Genomic DNA, 17,271 nt, shown 5'->3' on the forward strand with positions numbered 1-17,271 from the left:
GTGATTGTCCGCGCATCGAGATTTGCGCCCTGCGCTGCCGCTATCGGGATTGCCTGGATAGCTGCCCCGCTCGAGGCGCAGGACCGCCAAGGTGACGAGCCCGCGATAGTCGTGACCGGCGCGGGCTTGCCCGACCCCCCGGCGACCCCTGCATATGACACGCAGGTACTCGGCCGCGAGCAACTCGTCGCAACGGGCTCGGGCCGTATCGAAGACGCCCTCGCCGCGGTGGCGGGATTCCAGCAGTTCCGCCGATCGGACAGCCGGTCCAGCAATCCGAGCGCACAGGGCGTCACGCTTCGCGCGCTCGGCGGAAATGCCTCGAGCCGGGCACAGATCCTTCTCGACGGCGTGCCGATGAGCGACCCGTTCTTCGGGTACATCCCGTTCAGCGCGATCGCGCCGGAACGGCTGGCCAGCGCGCGCGTGACCCGAGGAGGGGGCTCCGGGCCGTTCGGAGCGGGGGCGCTAGCGGGCACGATCGAATTGTCGAGCGCCGACGCGCGGACGCTCGGCCCAATCGGCGCGCGCGCGTTGGTCAACGATCGCAGCGAAACAGAAGTCGGCATGACGATCGCCCCGCAGCTGGGTGCGGGTTTCGCGGTCGTTTCGGGTCGATGGGACCGCGGACAAGGGTTCCATACGACACCGCGCGACCAGCGCGTTCCCGCCACGGCGCGCGCCGCATACGATGCGTGGTCGGTCCAGGCGCGCGGCGTGGCGCCGATCGGCGATACCATCGAATTGCAGGCGCGCGGCCTCGCCTACCGCGACGAACGGACGTTGCGGTTCGACGGCGCGAATTCGTCGACCGCGGGACAGGACGCCTCGTTGCGCGTGGTGGGTCGCGGTCGGTGGCAGTTCGACGCGCTGGGCTATGTCCAGGCGCGCAACTTCACCAACCTCGTCGTCAGTTCTGCCACTTTCCGGCCCGTTCTCGACCAACGGAACACCCCGGCGACCGGACTGGGCGGCAAGCTTGAACTGCGCCCCCCGACCGGAACCATGAACGTGTTGCGCCTCGGCATGGATTACCGCAGGTCCGGCGGCGAGCTATACGAGGACGCCATCAACGGCACTACCGGCGCGGTGACCCAGCGCCGCAACGCCGGCGGCGTGAACACCGACCTGGGGGTCTTCGTCGAAAACGACGTAAGCGTCGGCGTGATAACCTTGACGGGCGGCGCGCGCGCGGACCGCTACACGATCCGCGACGGGTTCTACCAGGCGCGCAACGCCTCCGGATCGATTGTCATCGACGAACGCTATCCCGATCGTTCCGGCTGGGAGACGAGCCTACGCGGTGGGGTGGTCGCCCGCGTCAGCAGCGGATTGCGGCTGCGCGCGGCAGGCTATACCGGATTGAGGCTACCAACCCTGAACGAACTCTACCGGCCCTTCACCGTCTTTCCCGTAACGACCCGGGCCAATCCCGGGCTGCGGCCGGAACGCCTCGAAGGTTACGAAGCCGGGGTGGATTTCAGTCCCGCCGCATTTCTGGACCTTTCGATCACCGCGTTCGACAATAGCGTCGAACACGCAATCGCCAACGTGACGATCGGTCCGAACCTGCGGGAGCGGCAGAACCTCGACGCTATCGAGGCTCGTGGTGTGGAAGCCAGTACCGGAGTGGCAATCGGCTCGTTCAGGTTGGACGGATCGCTGGCCTACACGGCTTCGCGGGCGAGAGGCAGCGGGGCGGCGGCAGCGCTCGACGGCAAGCGCCCCGCCCAGACGCCGCGCTGGTTCGCCGGGGGAACATTCTCGTGGCGACCGGCGGGCAAGGCCCTGGTGGCCGTAACCCTACGGCATGTCGGGGCGCAATTCGAGAACGACCTCGAGACCGACCTCCTGCCGTCCGCGACCACGCTCGATGCATTCGCCCGCTTGCCGGTAACCCGCAGGTTCGCGCTCCTGATACGCGGCGAGAATCTGGCCGACGAGATCGTCTTCACGCGCAACCAGGGCGGATCGATTGATCTTGGCGCGCCCCGCACGATCTGGGCAGGAGTGGAATTCGGGTTGTAGCGTGCCTGCGAGTGCCCGCGATGGGGAGGCCAGGGAAGGTTGCGGATGCTACGCGCCAGTCGATTGAGAACTCGGTCATATGTTGATGGTAACGCGCAAGGATGAACCGGTTCAAAGGACTCAGCCGCGCGGCGGCGCTGCTCGCGCTCGTCGCGATCCCGACGAGCCTGCTGTTCGTCTTTTTCGAGATCCAGAACGAGTTTGCCCAGAACCGGGCGCTCCGCACGTCGGTCGAACAATCGGTTTCGGCGCGGCAGGAACTGCTCAAGATCCTGTCAGATCACCAGGAAGTCGAAGCGGGCCAAAGGGGATACGTCATCTCGGGCGATCCACGGTTCCTCGAACCTTACGAGAGAGCCCGCACTCGCATCGAGCGCAGGCTTGACCGCTCCGCTGCGCCTGTTCTCGCCGGGCCCGACCTGACGCGCGTCGAAGCCCTGTCGAGCCGGAAACTTCGCTTTACCGAAATGACGATCGACCTCGTTGCACGCGGAAACGCCGGAGCCGCGCGCGGCACCATCGCACAGGGCGAAGGACGCTTGCTGATGGAGGCGCTGCGAGCCGAGATCGCGCGTCTCGACCGGGCGGAGGCGAGCCGGCTTGCAGTCCTGACGCAGGCGAGGGATCGCAAGCGTGTGCGCGCCGAATTCCTGATAAACAGCGCTCTGGGCGCCCTCGTCACCCTCCTCGCGCTCCTCTCCGTGGTAATCTGGCGAGCGATGTGGCTGCGCAAGTCGGCCCTGGAACGCGTACGTGCGCTCAGCGCGCGCAACCGCGCGATCTTCGACAGCGCAGTAGACGGGATGCTGGTGCTGGATGCCGAAGGATACATCCGCGAAGCCAACCCGAGCATGACGCGCCTGTTCGGCTACACTCCGGCCGAGCTGGTCGGGATGCACAACACCAACCTGATGGCGAGCCCCGCGCCGCTGGACGACAGCATCGCATGGCTACGTCAGGTTGGCGTTGCGGGTTCGCAGGGTTCCGGCGAGCACCAGGAGTTCATCGGCCGCCGCGCCGACCGCACCACCCTGGCCACAGATGTTTCGATAAGCCGTGTGAGCGATGGCGAGGACGTGTCCTATGTCGCGGTGATACGCGACGTGACCGAACGCAAGCGCATCGAGGAGATGAAGACCGAATTCGTGTCCACGGTAAGCCACGAACTGCGCACTCCGCTGACCTCGATCGGCGGATCGCTCGGCCTGCTCGCCGCGGGCGCCGCAGGTCCGCTCGAGGAAAAGGTCGCCCGGCTCGTGTCGATTGCCCACAGCAATTGCGAACGGCTCATCCGCCTGATCAACGATATCCTCGACATCGAGAAGATCGAATCCGGCAAGATGCAGTTCGACTTGAGGAGAATGTCGCTCGTCCCCCTCGTCCAGCGAACGGCGCAGGCAAACCGTGCCTTCGGCGACGCTCACTCGGTTGCCATCGAACTGTCGATGCCGCCATGGCCGATCGCGGTGATGGGGGACCCCGACCGGCTGGAGCAGCTGCTGACCAACCTTGTCTCCAACGCGATCAAGCATTCTCCACCGGAAGGAACGGTTCAAATAGCGATCGAAAACGCCGGAGGGCGCGCACGTATCGAGGTTCGGGACCGTGGAGAAGGCATCCCCGAGGATTTCCGTGACCGGATATTCGGCAAGTTCGCGATGGCCGACGGGTCCGACCGCCGGCGGCGCGGCGGCACCGGCCTGGGCCTCGCGATCGCGAGGGAAATCGCGCAGTTGCACGGGGGGGCGCTGACCTTCTCCGATCGGGACGGAGGCGGGACCGTGTTCAGTTTCGAGCTGCCGCTCGCCGACTGCGAGGACGCGCGACCCGGCCAGCCCGAGCACGGCCTGCCGGCGATATTGCATCTAGACGACGACCAGGATTGCCTGGCGGTAGTTGCCAGCGCCTTCGCCGGAAAGGCCGCGGTCGTGTCGGTAAGTTCGCTCGCCGATGCCCGCAAGGAGGTAACGCAGCGCAATCTCGCGGGCGTGATCGTCGACGTCGTCGTGCCGCCGGAGAGCGGCCTCGACCTGATCGACAGTCTGCGCGCATCTGCGAAGGATCTGCCCGTGGTGATCTTCACCGCGCTCGACGGGACACCCGCCTCGCATAACGTCGACGCGGTTCTCATCAAGAGCCGCAGCGCGGTGGCCACACTCGTCGAGACCACGATGGCGTTGATCCAGCGCATGAACCGGAGGGCGGCATGACCCGGATCCTCTACGTCGACGACGAACCCGATATCCGCGAGATCGCCGACATGGCGCTGTCGCTGGATCCCCACTTCGAGGTGAGGACGGCCGAGGGCGGGGAACAGGCCATCGCTGCGGCGATCGAATGGCGGCCGAGCCTGGTTCTTCTCGATGTGATGATGCCCGGCATGGACGGTCCGCAGGTGCTCGACCGCCTGCGCGCCGATTCGCGCACCGCCGCCATCCCGGTCGTGTTCGTTACTGCCCGGGCCCAGCGGAGCGAGATCCACGATTTCCGCACCCTCGACGCGATCGGCGTCATCGCCAAGCCGTTCGATCCGATTACCCTCGCAGCACAAGTGCGCGCCTTCCTGTGACCGACGCACTGCAGGCCAAACTCGCGGAACTGGGGCAGCGCTTTGTTGCGCAGGCACCCGAAAAGCGGGCGGCGCTGCGCGATGCTCTCGCGCGGAATGACCTGCCAGCGCTGGCATCGCTCGCGCACAGGCTTGCGGGTAATGCGGGGATGTTCGGCTTTGCTGCGATCGGGGAAGCCGCGCTCGCGGTGGAAGAGGCAATCGATGCCGGTCACGATCCGCACCACGCGACCGACGAGCTGTTAAAACTGCTCGAAGCGCTCTAGTTCGTCGCCGCCGTCGCGAACCCCTTGCGGGTCATAGTCCCCCACCCCTGCTGCCTGCGAAGGAATTGCCACCATCCCTGCAACCGCCAGAAGTTCGACAGCTGGCGATAGCCGAAATTCTCGAGCACGGCGACGGCGGCGAGGATCGGGATCGCACGGACACGCGGAAAACGGCGTAACTGGATTTCCTCGAGGACGAGTGTCGCGACGCTCACGAATATGCCGAACGTGAAGGTGACCGAAAGGAACGCCAGTAGCCACGGAAGGGCGAGCAGGCCCAGAGCATAGAGAAGCGGCACCAGCAGGTAACCAAGCACTTCGACGAGCGGACCGATGACGTCGACGAGGAGTATCTGCCCGAAGCCGATAAAGCCGATCCGCCCATACCGGGGATTGAAGCACATCGCCTTGTGCTTCGCGAAGCATTCCAGCGCTCCGCGTTGCCAGCGGCTGCGCTGACGGCCCAGCACCGCAAGGTCTTCGGGGCATTCGGTCCAGCAAACCGGCTCGGCGATGAACTCGATACGGTAGGGCTCTTGCCGGTCGCGCATATGGCGGTGCAGCTTGACCACCAGTTCCATGTCCTCGCCGACGGTGGCGTGACTGTACCCGCCCACCTCGACGACGCGCTGCCGGTTGAACAGACCGAAGGCGCCGGAGATCACGGTAAGGACCTGCATCTTCCCGAGCGCGAGCCGGGCCATCAGGAAAGCCCGCAGGTATTCCATGATCTGCACCAGCGCGAGGAAGTTGCGCGGCAGGCGCACCTCGACCACCCGACCGGAATCGATGGTGCAGCCGTTGGCGATGCGGATGGTGCCCCCGGCTGCGATCGTCAGATCGGGCTCGTCGATGAAGGGCCGGACGACGCGCAGCAGCGCGTCGGGTTCGAGGATCGAATCGGCATCGATCGCGCAGAACAGCGAGGTGCGGCAACTGTTGATGCCGGCATTGAGGGCGTCCGCCTTGCCGCCGTTATCCTTGTCGATGACGAGTAGCCGGGGCAGCGCGGGACTGGCGTAGAAGCCGCGGATCGCCGCGTGGGAGAGCGCGCTGTCGACATAGCGCTCGACCGGCGCGAGATCGAACGCTTCGATCAGCCTGGCGAGGGTGCGATCGGTCGATCCGTCGTTGATCAGGAGAATTTCGAAATCCGGATACTCGAGCGCAAGCAGCGAGCGCACGCTTTCGACCACCGTCAGCTCTTCGTTGAAGGCCGGAGCGAGCACCGTGATCGGGGGTGCCTCATCCGAATAGCGGCGCCAGAGCGTCGCGCTGCGGGGCACGGGCGGCCGCCTGGACAGCGCGAGTGCGGCAAAAGCCAGTTGCACGACGTAGAAGCCCACCTGCAACAGGCCGGTGACGATGACGATCAGCGCTATCGTTTCAGCAGCCCCGACCATCCAGTCCTGGGCCCATGCGGATGGCAGAATCATGCTGCCCTCTTCTCTGCCAGGATCACCCTTGCCGCCTCGCGCGCGACCGGGAGATCGCCATTTGCCGCCGCCTCCAGTGCGAGGTGTCCCGCCGGTCCAAGCCGCAGCAACGCTTCGCCTGAGCGGAAGCGGACCCACCACTCTTTATCGCCCAGCAGTTCACCAAGTCGTGGCACCGCCTGGACGAGCGCGGCGCGCCCCGCTGCCTCCGCGGCGGTCGTGCGTACCGGCCAGCGGTCGCTGTCGAGCCCGGCCAGGATCGCAGGATGGGCCGATGGATGGCCGACGCGCCCGAGTGCACGGAATATACGGGGCCGCAACTCGCCGCCTTCTTCGGCTGTTTCGGCCATCCATGCGACAAGGGGTGCGTGATCGATCGCCCCGCTCTGGGCGAGCGCATCGGTGGCCGCGAGCTTCGCGGCGTCGGGAACGTCAAGGTCGTAAAGCAGCGCTTCGACGGCGTGTGGATCGGTCCGCGCGAGGTCGCGCATCAGCGACACGACCAGAAGAGATCGTTCACTCGATCCAATGCCGAGGCAGCGAACGAGCTGACCGACCGGGGGCGCACGCCCCTCGTGCGCCAATGCCAGCGCGGCCCCCAGCCGAACGTCCGCGTTGCGATCATTCAGAGCCAGTGCGGTCACTTGCTGGGTGTAGGAGGGAAACATCGCCAGCGCTTCGGCCGCGACCAGCCTGTCCTGCGGTGCGCGCGAGCGCAGGCGCGCTGCCAGTTCTTTGCCGGCACCCACGCGTGTCGCCGCAGCGATCAGCCCGTCGCGATCGCTTCCGCGCACAAGCTCGGCCAACTCGACGGTCAGGTCGGCCGCCACGCGCCGCTCAAACCGGGACCGCTCGATTGAAATATCCCGTCCCTGCAACAGGATGGGGATCAACCGGAGCCGCACTTCCTCGCGCTTTTCGGCTCTTCGCTTGTCGACGAGCCGGGCGAGCAGCAGCGCCGCCATCGCCGCCAGCGCGGCGCCTGACAGGAGCAGCGAGAATCGCCAGAGAGCGTACAGCGTGGCGGTCAAAGACCGGTCCTGATCGCGAGCCGGAATTCCGAGCGGTCGCCCAGGCCGCCGCGCCACTCGCGCGACAGGGATCCCGTGATCGACATCCGGGGTCCGATCGGGGCCGCGACTCCCGCGAAAACCGCGCTCGTCCTGGCAACCGTGCCGAGGTCGGTGTCCGGCCCGTCGGCGGCGCCGACGAACACCCGCCACCGCTCTCCCGGCGCGTGATCGATCCGTGCCAGCCCGCCCAGCTCGAGCGGACCACCATCGGCGGCCGTCGCCACGCCCCGGAGAGTGACCCATGTGCGCCCCGCGTCGAAGTAACGGGTAATGGCGGGATTCATCGTAACGACGTCCTGCGCGGGAAACCGCTGAAAGGCGCCATCGAGCGTGACTACGATGCTTTGCGCGTTGGCGAGCCTGAAATCCGCACCACCGCCGAACGAGAAGGCGGGCCTGAAATCGGCGTGAGGCGTGACGCCCGCGTGCACGCGGAACCAGGTGTCGCTCGTCGGGTGGAAGCGGGTTTGCGCCTCCAGTTCCGTGTCCTTGGCCCCGAAACGAGCGAGATGGCTTATCCGCCCCCCCGCCGACGCCGCTCCTACTGGAACCTCGATTTCGAGCGTTGCCTCGCGCCAGTCGGCCTGCCCGCGGGTCAGATCGCTCCACGCGCCTTCGAGCCCGAGGCTCGGGCGCTGGCGCCGGTGGGCCGCTTGCCTGCGTGCCCGGACTGTCTCCAGCCCCGCCGCCGCATCCGCGTACCCAGGCGCGGCCGACAACACGGCGTGAAAACCCTTCTCCGCCGAATCGAGGCGTCCCAATGCGAGCTCGGTCAACGCTAGCTGGAGCAAAGCATCAGCGTCGTCCGGATGGTTCGCAAGCCAGCGGTTCAGCAGGATTTGGGCATCTCCCGGCCGCCCGTCGAGCCGTGCCGCAACGCCTGCTTCGTAGTCGCTCGGTTCCGAAGCGGCTGCGGCTTGAGGCGCCATCGCCACGCAGAGCACTCCGGTCACCGCCAGCGCGATTGATCGCGCGGTCACGCGGCTGATCCTGCAAGCAGGCGCGCGAGGCGCAGCAGCAGTTCCTCTGGCAGGAATGGCTTCACGAGATAGTCGTTCGCGCCCAGTTCGAGGGCACCGATCACGTCGGCCTCCCCGCGCCGAGCGCTCAGCATGATCACGGGCGTGGCGGAGTGCCGTTCACTTGCGCGTATCCTGCGAAGGACCTCAAGGCCGTCGTGGACGGGCATCATCATGTCGAGCACGACGGCCTGCGGCCTGATTTCCTCGAGCCGCACCAGCGCTTCGCGCCCGTCCCTCGCGACTACGGTTTCGTATCCGCGCGCGGTCAGGCGGAACTCGAGCAGGTCGGTGAGGAGCGGCTCGTCGTCGGCGATCAGGACGGTGGCGGATGGCGCATGGGGCATGCCCCGCCTCTCGGCCATCATGGTAAAGAACTGGATAACGGAGAGGCGGGATGACTACGTGCTGCCGGGCCGCGCGCATTGGGTCTAGCAGAACTGTCATGGCGGTGCTGTCAGTCTAACCGAAGCTTGTCTCCGCTAGGCGCACTTGGGTGGCGTTCCTACGCCAAGTAATTGTGGAGGAGGCGATATGGTCGGAGCCGAACTTCTGCAGCGGCTTCATCTGCCGGAAACGCAGCATCGCTCATTCTCGCCGTCGGAACGGCAGATGTGAGTTCTCCACCCGTTGTTGCTTGCGTGCGCCTCTGACCTCAGGTTCTAACGGGCCGGTGCATTTTGGTGTGACAGAATCCCGTGGGGGAATTGTTCGCGAAACAGGCTCATTTACACTATTGATGTCTATCTGAGCTTGCATCATAGTGCCCGCTTCGATCGCCGAATCGCTGACTCAATTTGCTGACGGGCGCTGCTTCTTGGCTCGTCCGGGCAGGGCCGGAGTCTTGTATGCTGTTCAAGGGCGTTCCGACGGATCACTTCAGTTGTGAGCTTCGATGCCGGCTTCGGTGCGAATGTGTAGCACACGATCCGTACTCTTTGGCACACTTCGTGGTGTTGGTCGGAAGTTTCTCAGATCTGACTGAACTGAATTAGGGGGGCGCCGTGTACACCCTCCTTCTCGCGCCCCCGATCGCCAACCCGTTCTATCCACCTCTCGGCTTGCCCAGCCTTGCTGCAGCGATTCGCGCGTCGGGCAGGCACCGCTGTAAGATTGTCGATCTGTCGATTGAGACTGTTCGGCATCTACTCGCTCCCGAGTTCATCGAGACGTGCGAAGCGCTACTCGCCGAAAAAATGGATGGTTACGGGGGCATGCGCACGTTGCCTTTCGAGATGCAGGCTGATTACTTCCGAGTTGCAAGGGCATACACCATGGTGCCCAAGCTCCGGTTAGCCGTACGCGATGCTGTGAAGTGCTTCGGAGACGCCGAACTTTTTCAGAACAAGGTCGAGCGCAGGCGAGCCATCGAAGCTGTAGATGACGTTTTTGAACTGATCGGCGCGGTGCACAGCGAATATTCGGTAAATCGAGCCGAATTCAGGTGTGGGCAAGCTCCGTTTTCTTTACGCGAAGTCGTTCAAGGTGTAAAAAGCCGGCGGAGTCCCGTCGCCGAATTTCTGGAGAAGCGGGTGTGCGCCTTGGTAGGCGACGATACTCCAGGCCTGATCGGTATCTCGATCAACTACTACGGTCAGCTCATCGCTGGGCTCGAACTTGCCCGCTACGTCCGCAGCGCTTGGCCGGACATCCCCATCGCTGTGGGTGGCAGCCTCATGCCCGAGGTGGGGAAGTTACTGGCAAGCAACCCTACTTTGGCTACGCTGTTCGACTTCGTCATTGCCTATGAAGGCGAGACCGCATTAGTCACCCTGCTCGACTGCCTCGAAACGCAACAAGACCCGTGGTTGCTTGATACTCCTAATCTTATGACGCGTCTGGGAGCCGAGGTCGATGTTAAGACGCGCCACCGCGAACGCATGGAAGAGCTGCCCACACCTGACTTCGATGATTTAAACCTCTCCCAGTACCTGTCACCAAGCCCTATCCTTCCGCTCCTCACCTCCAGAGGATGTTATTGGGGTGCTTGCGCCTTCTGCACGCACTTTCACACGTATGGAAATGATTACAGGACCCTCCAAGCCAATGGGCTTTTGGCGCACATAGAGCGCCTCCGGGATCGCCACGGTTGCGGGCACTTCTACTTCGTGGACGAGTCGCTTGCCCCTTCTAAAGCCTCGGCTTTCGCCAAGCTCTTACTAGATAATGGCCTCACTATACGGTGGGGTACTGAAATTCGATTTGAACGCGCACTAACTAACGAAACTCTGAGTTTGATGGCTAGAGCGGGCTGCAAAGTCCTGTCGTTCGGGCTCGAGAGTGGCTCACAGCGAGTGCTCGATCTGATGGGGAAGGGAATCGCGGTTGAAGACGTCGACCGAGTTCTGCAGCACTGTGCGGCAGTGGGTATCGCTGCACATGCGATGTGCATCATCGGCTTCCCTGGAGAGTCTAAAACCGATTTTCAGAAAACCGTCGAGCTTCTGTCCAAGCACCAGCATCGGCTGGCGCTACTCGGGTTTTCGCCGTTTACTCTGAATACAAACTCTATCGTTCACCAAGATCCAGGTCGATTTGGCGTCCAGATTTCCGATGGCGCCGACGCTCTCCGGCCAGATCTCAACTTCACCGTGGCTGAAGGCCTTGGGCAGAAGGATGCCTATGGCCTCTATGATGAGATTACGGGGAGCGAGATGGTGAGGGAGATAGATGAGAGGACTTCCGTGCCAACCCGGGAGCATCTCCTGTTGGTCGAAAGTGATGCCGTGCGCGAGGAATGCCAGCAAGAGGCTACTGTCTCATTTGCTCACTTTGTCCTTCCGTTCAGCATAGCGGCGGCAGAACGCGCGCAAGAAGATGCGCATCTTGCACGCCAAGCGCTAATCATTGGCGGCGCTTACGATCCGAACGGACAAGCCCTATCGCGGGGAAGCTTCAACGTGGTTGTGGCAAACGGGAGGCGTATTTTCGAAGTCGAAGACTCAGTAGTCGAGGTACTTGCCAAGACTAGTCGAGGGGAGCAGCCCATGTGTAGCCCGGATGTTTTGCACGTGTTCTGCACATTGATGGGGGCAGAGTATCCAAGCACAAGGAGTGTTCAACATGCCTGACCATATAGATGTACGTTTTGTCGCGCCGAATAGTCCAGGCCCAATTTCGATGCGCATCCATCTCGAGCAGCTCATTGAGCGGTCCCGCATAGCCGACGGCCGCCCCATCCTGCTTCGATCAAGCGGGAGAGAGGGCATCCTCGAGCTAGAGTATAACCCCAAAAGAAAGGAGACTGAGAATGCCTAACCAAAATGAGAAAGGGGCGGTCATCTTTAACTATGACCGGGAGCAGGTAGACGCAGCGCTTAAATCCTCTGGCAAGGACCGCTTGGTTGTCAACGAGACGGTGGGTGGCAAGGCGTTCAAGATTTTGGAGGTTACTCGCAAGGTCGGTCCGCTCTCGTTGGACGACACCAACAATAATCTTTGCTGAACAGGGATCCTTGTCATGAGTCTCGCGGGAGCGCCAAACACTGTGTTCTGGGAGGTTACCAACCGGTGCAACCTCTCCTGCGAGACTTGTTACAATAGCCGTTTCCTGAACAACAAAGCCCACACGCTTACAGTTGAGCAGGGGGAAGAACGATGCCGTGACATCATGCGCAATGGTGTTACGAATGTCATTTTTCTCGGCGGTGAGCCGCTAGCCGATAGAAATCTTTTCCACTATCTGGAGGTACTCCGTGCGGGCGGGGTCCAGTGTTCCATCTCGACAAATGGAACACTGGTGACGCCGGTGATTGCGGAGCGCCTTGCTTCGCTCCAGCTGAAGCTTGTTGCGGTCAGCCTAGACGGAGGAACGGCGGCCACAAACGACCGGATAAGGGGTGGGGGCACATTTGATCGCATTTTCCGCGGCATTCAAAACCTTGCAAACGTGCGGGGCGAGAATCGCTTTCGGCTCGCAGTTGCCCTAACTCTTGCTGAGCAAAACTGTCACGATTTCGAGTCATTCTTTTTGAAGATGGCAGAACTCGACATCGCCGATATTTTTGTAAACAAGTATGTCGAGATTGAGAAGACAAGTCTTGGGGTCCCTTCGGCCGCTGCATTCCTTGGGGTGCTTGATGACCTCTGTCGAACCGCATCCCGTATAGGCAATTTTTATCTCTATCTGCCCACCATGCCGCGGGTAGCTGACTACCTTGCTGAACGGCACCGCATCTACGTCTCCGCAAAGGAGCAAAGCTGCGGTGCAGTGGACGAGGCGCTTCTGCTTGCAGATGACGGCTGCCTTTACCCCTGCAGCATGGCTCGCGCCGAGCGTTCCGAGTTCAAGAAGGCCTATACGCCGAATTGGAGTGCGGAGCTTCCCGATATCATGGGTGATTTCGTCGAGGAGCGCTTAAGAATGCGCTCCCACGTTCCCGAAGTGTGTGGGGGCTGCAGGTACGAGGCGAGTTGTGCCAAGATGTGCGTGCTAAGCCGGGAGCAGAGCAAATATCACGAGGCATGCGAAGCTCTCTGCGAGCTTCTGGCCACGGATCGTCAGACTCGTGCAGCCAAGGCGGCGCTTGTATCATGAGATGGCTGCTCGGCGTTTGCGGCGCCGGAGCTGCTACCGCAATTCCACAGCAGGTTTTGATACTCACAGATCAGGGTGTGGAGGTGACGGTCGTACTCTCTAGGAACGCCCATCGCTTTGTGAATGTCGAGGTTCTCTCGGCGTTTGCGCGTGGGAAGGTCTTCAGCGACATGTTTCAGTCGTCAAACGGGATCTTCATTCCGCACATAGAGCTGGCAGAATCCGCTGACGCACTTGTGATAATGCCGGCATCAGCGGCACAGATCTCCCGACTGGCGACCGGCGCTGCTGACGATCTGATTTCAGCGATCGCCGTGCATTGTGACATCCCCGTGTTCGTTGTTCCTGCGCTAAACGAGGCGGCATTCAGCAAACAGATCGTGCAACGCAATCTCCGCTTACTGGAAGAGGCAGGGATGAGCCTCATCTTTGCAAAAGAAGCGCATGCCTTGCGTGCGGCAAACGGTGCTCGCGTACCCTGCGGCTTCCCTTCGGTGTTGTCGGTTTTGGAGCACGTCGCGAACTCATTGTCGGTAGTGGGGGATGCGGATGGACTCGCAGCTAGCTAAAATGGAAAGGCGCGGGGCGTGAAGAACAACATTCCGAACGGTAGGATGGTGCGGATAGAACAGCAGGTCCCCGGTTCGTTGACTGTGTTGTGTTCTGGAGGTCACGGCGCTGGATCCATCGAACTCGTCGACTCCTCTCCTGCAGGATTGGTGTCGTTGAGTTCAAGTGAGGCCGGTTCGTGGGTGACGATCACCGTCGATAAAAAGTCTCACAAGTCTGCGAATGCCGATGTTAGCGCGGAGTTGATGAATGCGCCAGCTGCGGATATCTCATTTGATAGCGTCGGGCGGCTTTCTGTGAAGGTCGATGGAGACACAAAGAAGGGCCGATTCGAATTGACACATTCGTCTAAGGGTGACCTCATTATCAGGCTGCCAGCCTCCCTGATCGGCCAGGCGTCCCTAGAACTCCACGGGAATGTGCCACTGCTTTCCTCGGTAAAGAACGATTTCGGCCTGAAGCAGGATGGACGGAGATCGCTCGTGCGCTCGGTGACAGATTCAAGCTTGGTTGTCAGAGCGACTGTGAACTGGGGAACGCTCCGTCTGTTGAAACTGTGATCGCGCTGCCATACGAACCTGTCGTCGAGTTACCTTCATGGTGCACTGACTGCTTCGTAGCGCACCGCCAATCACGCAATCTGACTTGTCGCCTTGGGCGCGGGCCGCCAATCGGTCTTATGTTAAAGGGGGTTCGAGTCCCCGTCGGAACGGCAGATCCCCCGCGCCGTTGGCGCGGCGTCACAACCCACAACTTCTCGCCGCCGCTCGCGCCTCGCAGCGGTGACCGCGTGCGGGCCATGGCCGACCGTTAGTTTGCAGCGATCAAGATGATCAGCAGCGCCTCTGCGTCGACGATCCGGCGCTTCAGGGGACACCATCCCCTTGAGCACCGGCACCATCGTCAACTCATAGTCCCGTCGTTGTCCATTGCGGCTCGGTGGTCGCCACCCCTCGGCGATGACGCTCATCCAGAAAGGAGTTCCATTCGGGCCAAGGTCGGGCTGCCAATTCAAGGCTTTTCCGATTCGTTTCGCCAGCTTCCCATATGCGAGATTTGCAGCTTGTGGTTGATCCGAGCCCAGAACTTCCCGCGCGATCTCGCGCATGGTCACCGTTCTGCGATGTGCATTGGCGTGATAACGCAGGATCGCCCACTCCTGCTCAGAAGGCGAGGCAGCTTCGAGAGCAGAGCGATAGCTTTGCTCGTCCGGGCGCTCTCTCAAGGGTCTGGGCCGCGCCCATGCAGCGTCGAGAGACTCTGGATCGAGTGTGAGTTCTCGCCACCACGGGCTCGAAACTGTTCGCCTTCGGATCGGAGCGACCCCAAACGGTTCGCCTACTCTGATCTTCGCGCACAGGTCTCTGCGCTTCCCCAGCGGATAAGAAGAAACGAACTCTGATCCGTATCCACCAGCCTCGACGTGGCGGCAGAACAGTTCCCATTCCTCGGCAGGTTGGTTGAACCTTTTGTGCAGGCGCAAGTGGCAGGGCTTACAAAGGGGATAGGTCTGGGGCGGCTCGAAGGTGAAGGGTTGAGAGTAATCTTCCGAATGCCATTCGCCAGCAGGTCGATCCGGGTTGCCGCAAAGGCCGCAGGGCTTCCCTTCCAGAACGAAGTCAGGCCCCGCTTCGCCGCGACGATAAGCCTTGAGGATGAGGTCCCGCTGTTTCCAGCTGTAGCCGTTGTATAATGCGCCGCTCATATGTGGGGCATAGCGCGAAGCCTCTTAAAGAAAACAGCTGCATGCAGCTTGTGCGCACCCATGCGGTCTGCCGGCGGCAAAACTGATAGTTCTGGACTTGTGGGCGTCGGCCAATTCACTGCAGATCTCACAGATCGGGGATGATCGCTCGTGCGCCTACGGAGTTCTGGAGGAAACCGGCCAGGGTGGCGCGAGCTGCTACCGTCGGCGCGGTGTCCTCAAGCGGGTGAGGAGGTAGCCGGGGACCAGATTTTGCTGAAAAAACCGAGTTTGCCGTTTTCTGGTGTACCCACAAGAAGCGCCCTGTCGAGCAGCCGATTACCCTCTTCGCAGCTTGTTTCGGGCAGCAGCGTACACCCATGGCACGCGGCCAGGTTCATCTGCCCAGCTCCCCTTGGCTGGCTCTCGATGCAGACTGGGTCGTTGGAACACCACATGGAACGGCGAAACATCGCGGAGAAGAGGGCCTCAAGCTTGCCTTCTTCTGCCTGACTTACGAGTCCGCCGAGGGTACCTTCCGAGTCCCCGGATGCAGTGTAGATGAGCAGACCGAGCATGGGGCGCCCCGGATCGTCGAGGCTGCAATAGATCCTTTCACGGAGCGCAGAGGAACCATAGCCGCAAAGAAAGGTGAGTTCGCGGATCAGCGCATGCGCCAGGGTGTGGACGAGCAGAAATCGACTATCGATGCCTCGAGGGAGCAGGTTTCTGGCAGCTCTCTGCGCGTCATAGCCGGAGATAAGCATTTTCGTGCGGGATCTGACTTCCGCCTGTGCTGCCCATTCTGAAATGACTGAATCATCGAATTCGATGAAGATGCCTTCTCCACGAACAACAGTCGCAGGCAACCAGCGCGGGTGAGGTGCGCGTGAAAGTGCCTGCTCGACGTCGGAACTACCGCCGGGCGGGTTGACCCTTGCAAAGCCGGTGAGGACCCGCGTTTCGCGCAGCTTTCGCACCAGACCGACAGATCTGACGAAGTCAGCTAGCAAGCCGTACCGTGTGCCGGGCAGTACCTCACAAAGCAGATCTGATCTGTGATCGCTACTCCCGGCCCGGAGTACGTCGAACTCCTGACGCCTGAACTCCTCCTCGGTCGCCTGCGCTGTTTTCTTCTGTTGCTCTCCCGTAGCCATCTTGGCTGAAACGGACTCAAGCAATGCGTCGGGATCAATCGAGTTCATCTGTGCCAGCATTCGGATGGCGGTCTCATTCGGCTTGCCGTCGACCGTCGCCGATGTCAGCGCCGCCCACTTTGCCGGGTCTTCGAGCATCTTCCGGATTTTCGGATCTACGGCGGAGAGTTCGGCTGGAACGTAGATAGAGCTGCGGACCACTGGAAAATACAGGTTGGAGGCACCTCGCTGCAGCGTGCGCAGAGGCTGCACGCATTCGCCGGTGCCCTCAGTGATGCCAAGCCAGGGGCGGGCACCCGAGCAGTGGGCGCCGCGAGCTGCAAGTGCGGCCGGCTGAAAAGCACCCGCGAGTGACTGCACCTTCCCACATTTGCGGCACTCGATCTTGGTCCCCTGTATGCTCGCTGCGCTCCTGCCGGACTTAAAATAGAGTTCGGCGCTCTCGTCACATGAGCAACCTATCCACTCCTGGAAGGGAAAGTCCTGAATGTGTCCATGCTCGCATGCCGCGACAATGCGGATGGGGATCATCCTGCGCTTCCATCGCCCCTCGCCGGAACAGGCCGAGCAGGTCGGTTGATCGCCGAAGAGCTGTGCCTCCCGCATCCGAAAGCACCTCGGGCAATAGTGCCAACGGGGGAAGCGAACATAGGGGATGCGGATCTTGGGGCCACCACGGTTCTCGCTGAAGTCAGGCGGAAGAACGAAGTAGTCGCACCCCAGTCGCGCCTGCAGGCGTTCCTCGTTAACCCGCAGGTCGCCTGGCGGATCCTCCTGAAACCAGGCATCAATACCGGCGCACATGAGGGCTTCGTCATTGCGAAAATCCGTGATTGCACCGACGCCAAACGGGGAGATGAGTTGGCCGCGACGAACCGGGCGCTTGCGAACCAGCACTGCCCGGTTCTGCCCTCCGGTACGGCTGTGGGGGC

The 17,271-nt window shown here is 62.1% G+C and carries 15 protein-coding genes; 9 read left to right on the forward strand and 6 right to left on the reverse strand.

The window, feature by feature from the left end; genetic code table 11:
- From ACPV3N_RS03435 to ACPV3N_RS03450, 4 genes are all read left to right on the forward strand, one after another.
- A complete protein-coding gene (locus ACPV3N_RS03435) occupies positions 1-2,028 on the forward strand; it encodes a TonB-dependent receptor plug domain-containing protein (RefSeq protein ID WP_440114677.1) in 2,028 nt (675 codons plus the stop codon).
- 101 nt (positions 2,029-2,129) lie between these two features.
- On the forward strand, positions 2,130-4,238 hold the full coding sequence (locus ACPV3N_RS03440) for a sensor histidine kinase (protein WP_440114680.1): 2,109 nt from the start codon (positions 2,130-2,132) through the stop codon (positions 4,236-4,238).
- A complete protein-coding gene (locus tag ACPV3N_RS03445) occupies positions 4,235-4,597 on the forward strand; it encodes a response regulator (protein WP_440114683.1) in 363 nt (120 codons plus the stop codon). Before ACPV3N_RS03440 ends, ACPV3N_RS03445 begins: the two co-directional genes overlap by 4 nt.
- On the forward strand, positions 4,594-4,863 hold the full coding sequence (locus ACPV3N_RS03450; RefSeq protein WP_440114686.1) for an Hpt domain-containing protein: 270 nt from the start codon (positions 4,594-4,596) through the stop codon (positions 4,861-4,863). Before ACPV3N_RS03445 ends, ACPV3N_RS03450 begins: the two co-directional genes overlap by 4 nt.
- On the opposite strand, the gene ACPV3N_RS03455 is transcribed toward ACPV3N_RS03450, so the two are convergent.
- Genes ACPV3N_RS03455 through ACPV3N_RS03470 form a run of 4 tightly spaced genes read right to left on the reverse strand, consistent with a single transcriptional unit; the run spans position 4,860 to position 8,738 of the window.
- Positions 4,860-6,299 (reverse strand): glycosyltransferase family 2 protein, encoded by a 1,440-nt coding sequence (locus tag ACPV3N_RS03455; RefSeq protein ID WP_440114689.1) that lies wholly within the window; start codon positions 6,297-6,299, stop codon positions 4,860-4,862. The genes ACPV3N_RS03450 and ACPV3N_RS03455 overlap by 4 nt on opposite strands.
- Positions 6,296-7,330: a HEAT repeat domain-containing protein gene (locus ACPV3N_RS03460; RefSeq protein WP_440114692.1), complete on the reverse strand. Its 1,035-nt coding sequence runs from the start codon at positions 7,328-7,330 to the stop codon at positions 6,296-6,298. Before ACPV3N_RS03460 ends, ACPV3N_RS03455 begins: the two co-directional genes overlap by 4 nt.
- Positions 7,327-8,352 (reverse strand): YaiO family outer membrane beta-barrel protein, encoded by a 1,026-nt coding sequence (locus tag ACPV3N_RS03465; RefSeq protein ID WP_440114695.1) that lies wholly within the window; start codon positions 8,350-8,352, stop codon positions 7,327-7,329. Before ACPV3N_RS03465 ends, ACPV3N_RS03460 begins: the two co-directional genes overlap by 4 nt.
- Complete coding sequence (locus tag ACPV3N_RS03470; protein WP_440114698.1) at positions 8,349-8,738, reverse strand: response regulator; 390 nt, start codon at positions 8,736-8,738, stop codon at positions 8,349-8,351. The genes ACPV3N_RS03465 and ACPV3N_RS03470 overlap by 4 nt, the downstream gene beginning before the upstream one ends.
- Before the next feature lie 657 nt (positions 8,739-9,395).
- On the opposite strand from ACPV3N_RS03470, the gene ACPV3N_RS03475 reads away from it, so the two are divergent.
- The 5 genes from ACPV3N_RS03475 (at position 9,396) to ACPV3N_RS03495 (ending at position 14,058) form a co-directional block, all read left to right on the forward strand.
- Complete coding sequence (locus tag ACPV3N_RS03475; protein ID WP_440114701.1) at positions 9,396-11,462, forward strand: B12-binding domain-containing radical SAM protein; 2,067 nt, start codon at positions 9,396-9,398, stop codon at positions 11,460-11,462.
- A 179-nt stretch (positions 11,463-11,641) separates the two neighbouring features.
- The gene (locus ACPV3N_RS03480) at positions 11,642-11,836 is read left to right on the forward strand and encodes a hypothetical protein (protein WP_440114704.1); all 195 of its coding nucleotides are present in this window, start codon (positions 11,642-11,644) and stop codon (positions 11,834-11,836) included.
- Between the two features lie 15 nt (positions 11,837-11,851).
- Positions 11,852-12,928: a radical SAM protein gene (locus ACPV3N_RS03485; RefSeq protein WP_440114706.1), complete on the forward strand. Its 1,077-nt coding sequence runs from the start codon at positions 11,852-11,854 to the stop codon at positions 12,926-12,928.
- The gene (locus ACPV3N_RS03490; RefSeq protein WP_440114709.1) at positions 12,925-13,497 is read left to right on the forward strand and encodes a flavoprotein; all 573 of its coding nucleotides are present in this window, start codon (positions 12,925-12,927) and stop codon (positions 13,495-13,497) included. The genes ACPV3N_RS03485 and ACPV3N_RS03490 overlap by 4 nt, the downstream gene beginning before the upstream one ends.
- An 18-nt stretch (positions 13,498-13,515) precedes the next feature.
- On the forward strand, positions 13,516-14,058 hold the full coding sequence (locus ACPV3N_RS03495) for a hypothetical protein (RefSeq protein WP_440114712.1): 543 nt from the start codon (positions 13,516-13,518) through the stop codon (positions 14,056-14,058).
- A gap of 122 nt (positions 14,059-14,180) precedes the next feature.
- Here ACPV3N_RS03495 and ACPV3N_RS03500 read toward each other — a convergent pair whose 3' ends face one another.
- Positions 14,181-15,203: a hypothetical protein gene (locus ACPV3N_RS03500; RefSeq protein ID WP_440114715.1), complete on the reverse strand. Its 1,023-nt coding sequence runs from the start codon at positions 15,201-15,203 to the stop codon at positions 14,181-14,183.
- A 218-nt stretch (positions 15,204-15,421) separates the two neighbouring features.
- Positions 15,422-17,236, reverse strand: a complete 1,815-nt coding sequence (drmB, locus tag ACPV3N_RS03505) for a DrmB family protein (RefSeq protein ID WP_440114718.1) — start codon at positions 17,234-17,236, stop codon at positions 15,422-15,424.
- Positions 17,237-17,271: the final 35 nt, after the last annotated feature.

The sequence above is a fragment of the Tsuneonella sediminis genome (assembly GCF_051912845.1).
Taxonomy (GTDB): domain Bacteria; phylum Pseudomonadota; class Alphaproteobacteria; order Sphingomonadales; family Sphingomonadaceae; genus Tsuneonella; species Tsuneonella sediminis.

Excerpts from the sequence above, each read along its gene's own strand:
- ACPV3N_RS03455 (WP_440114689.1), bottom strand. The coding sequence starts at position 6,299 with ATGATTCTGCCATCCGCATGGGCCCAGGACTGGATGGTCGGGGCTGCT.
- ACPV3N_RS03500 (WP_440114715.1), bottom strand. The coding sequence starts at position 15,203 with ATGAGCGGCGCATTATACAACGGCTACAGCTGGAAACAGCGGGACCTC.
- ACPV3N_RS03470 (WP_440114698.1), bottom strand. The coding sequence starts at position 8,738 with ATGCCCCATGCGCCATCCGCCACCGTCCTGATCGCCGACGACGAGCCG.
- ACPV3N_RS03490 (WP_440114709.1), top strand. The coding sequence starts at position 12,925 with ATGAGATGGCTGCTCGGCGTTTGCGGCGCCGGAGCTGCTACCGCAATT.
- ACPV3N_RS03445 (WP_440114683.1), top strand. The coding sequence starts at position 4,235 with ATGACCCGGATCCTCTACGTCGACGACGAACCCGATATCCGCGAGATC.
- ACPV3N_RS03485 (WP_440114706.1), top strand. The coding sequence starts at position 11,852 with ATGAGTCTCGCGGGAGCGCCAAACACTGTGTTCTGGGAGGTTACCAAC.
- ACPV3N_RS03440 (WP_440114680.1), top strand. The coding sequence starts at position 2,130 with ATGAACCGGTTCAAAGGACTCAGCCGCGCGGCGGCGCTGCTCGCGCTC.
- ACPV3N_RS03480 (WP_440114704.1), top strand. The coding sequence starts at position 11,642 with ATGCCTAACCAAAATGAGAAAGGGGCGGTCATCTTTAACTATGACCGG.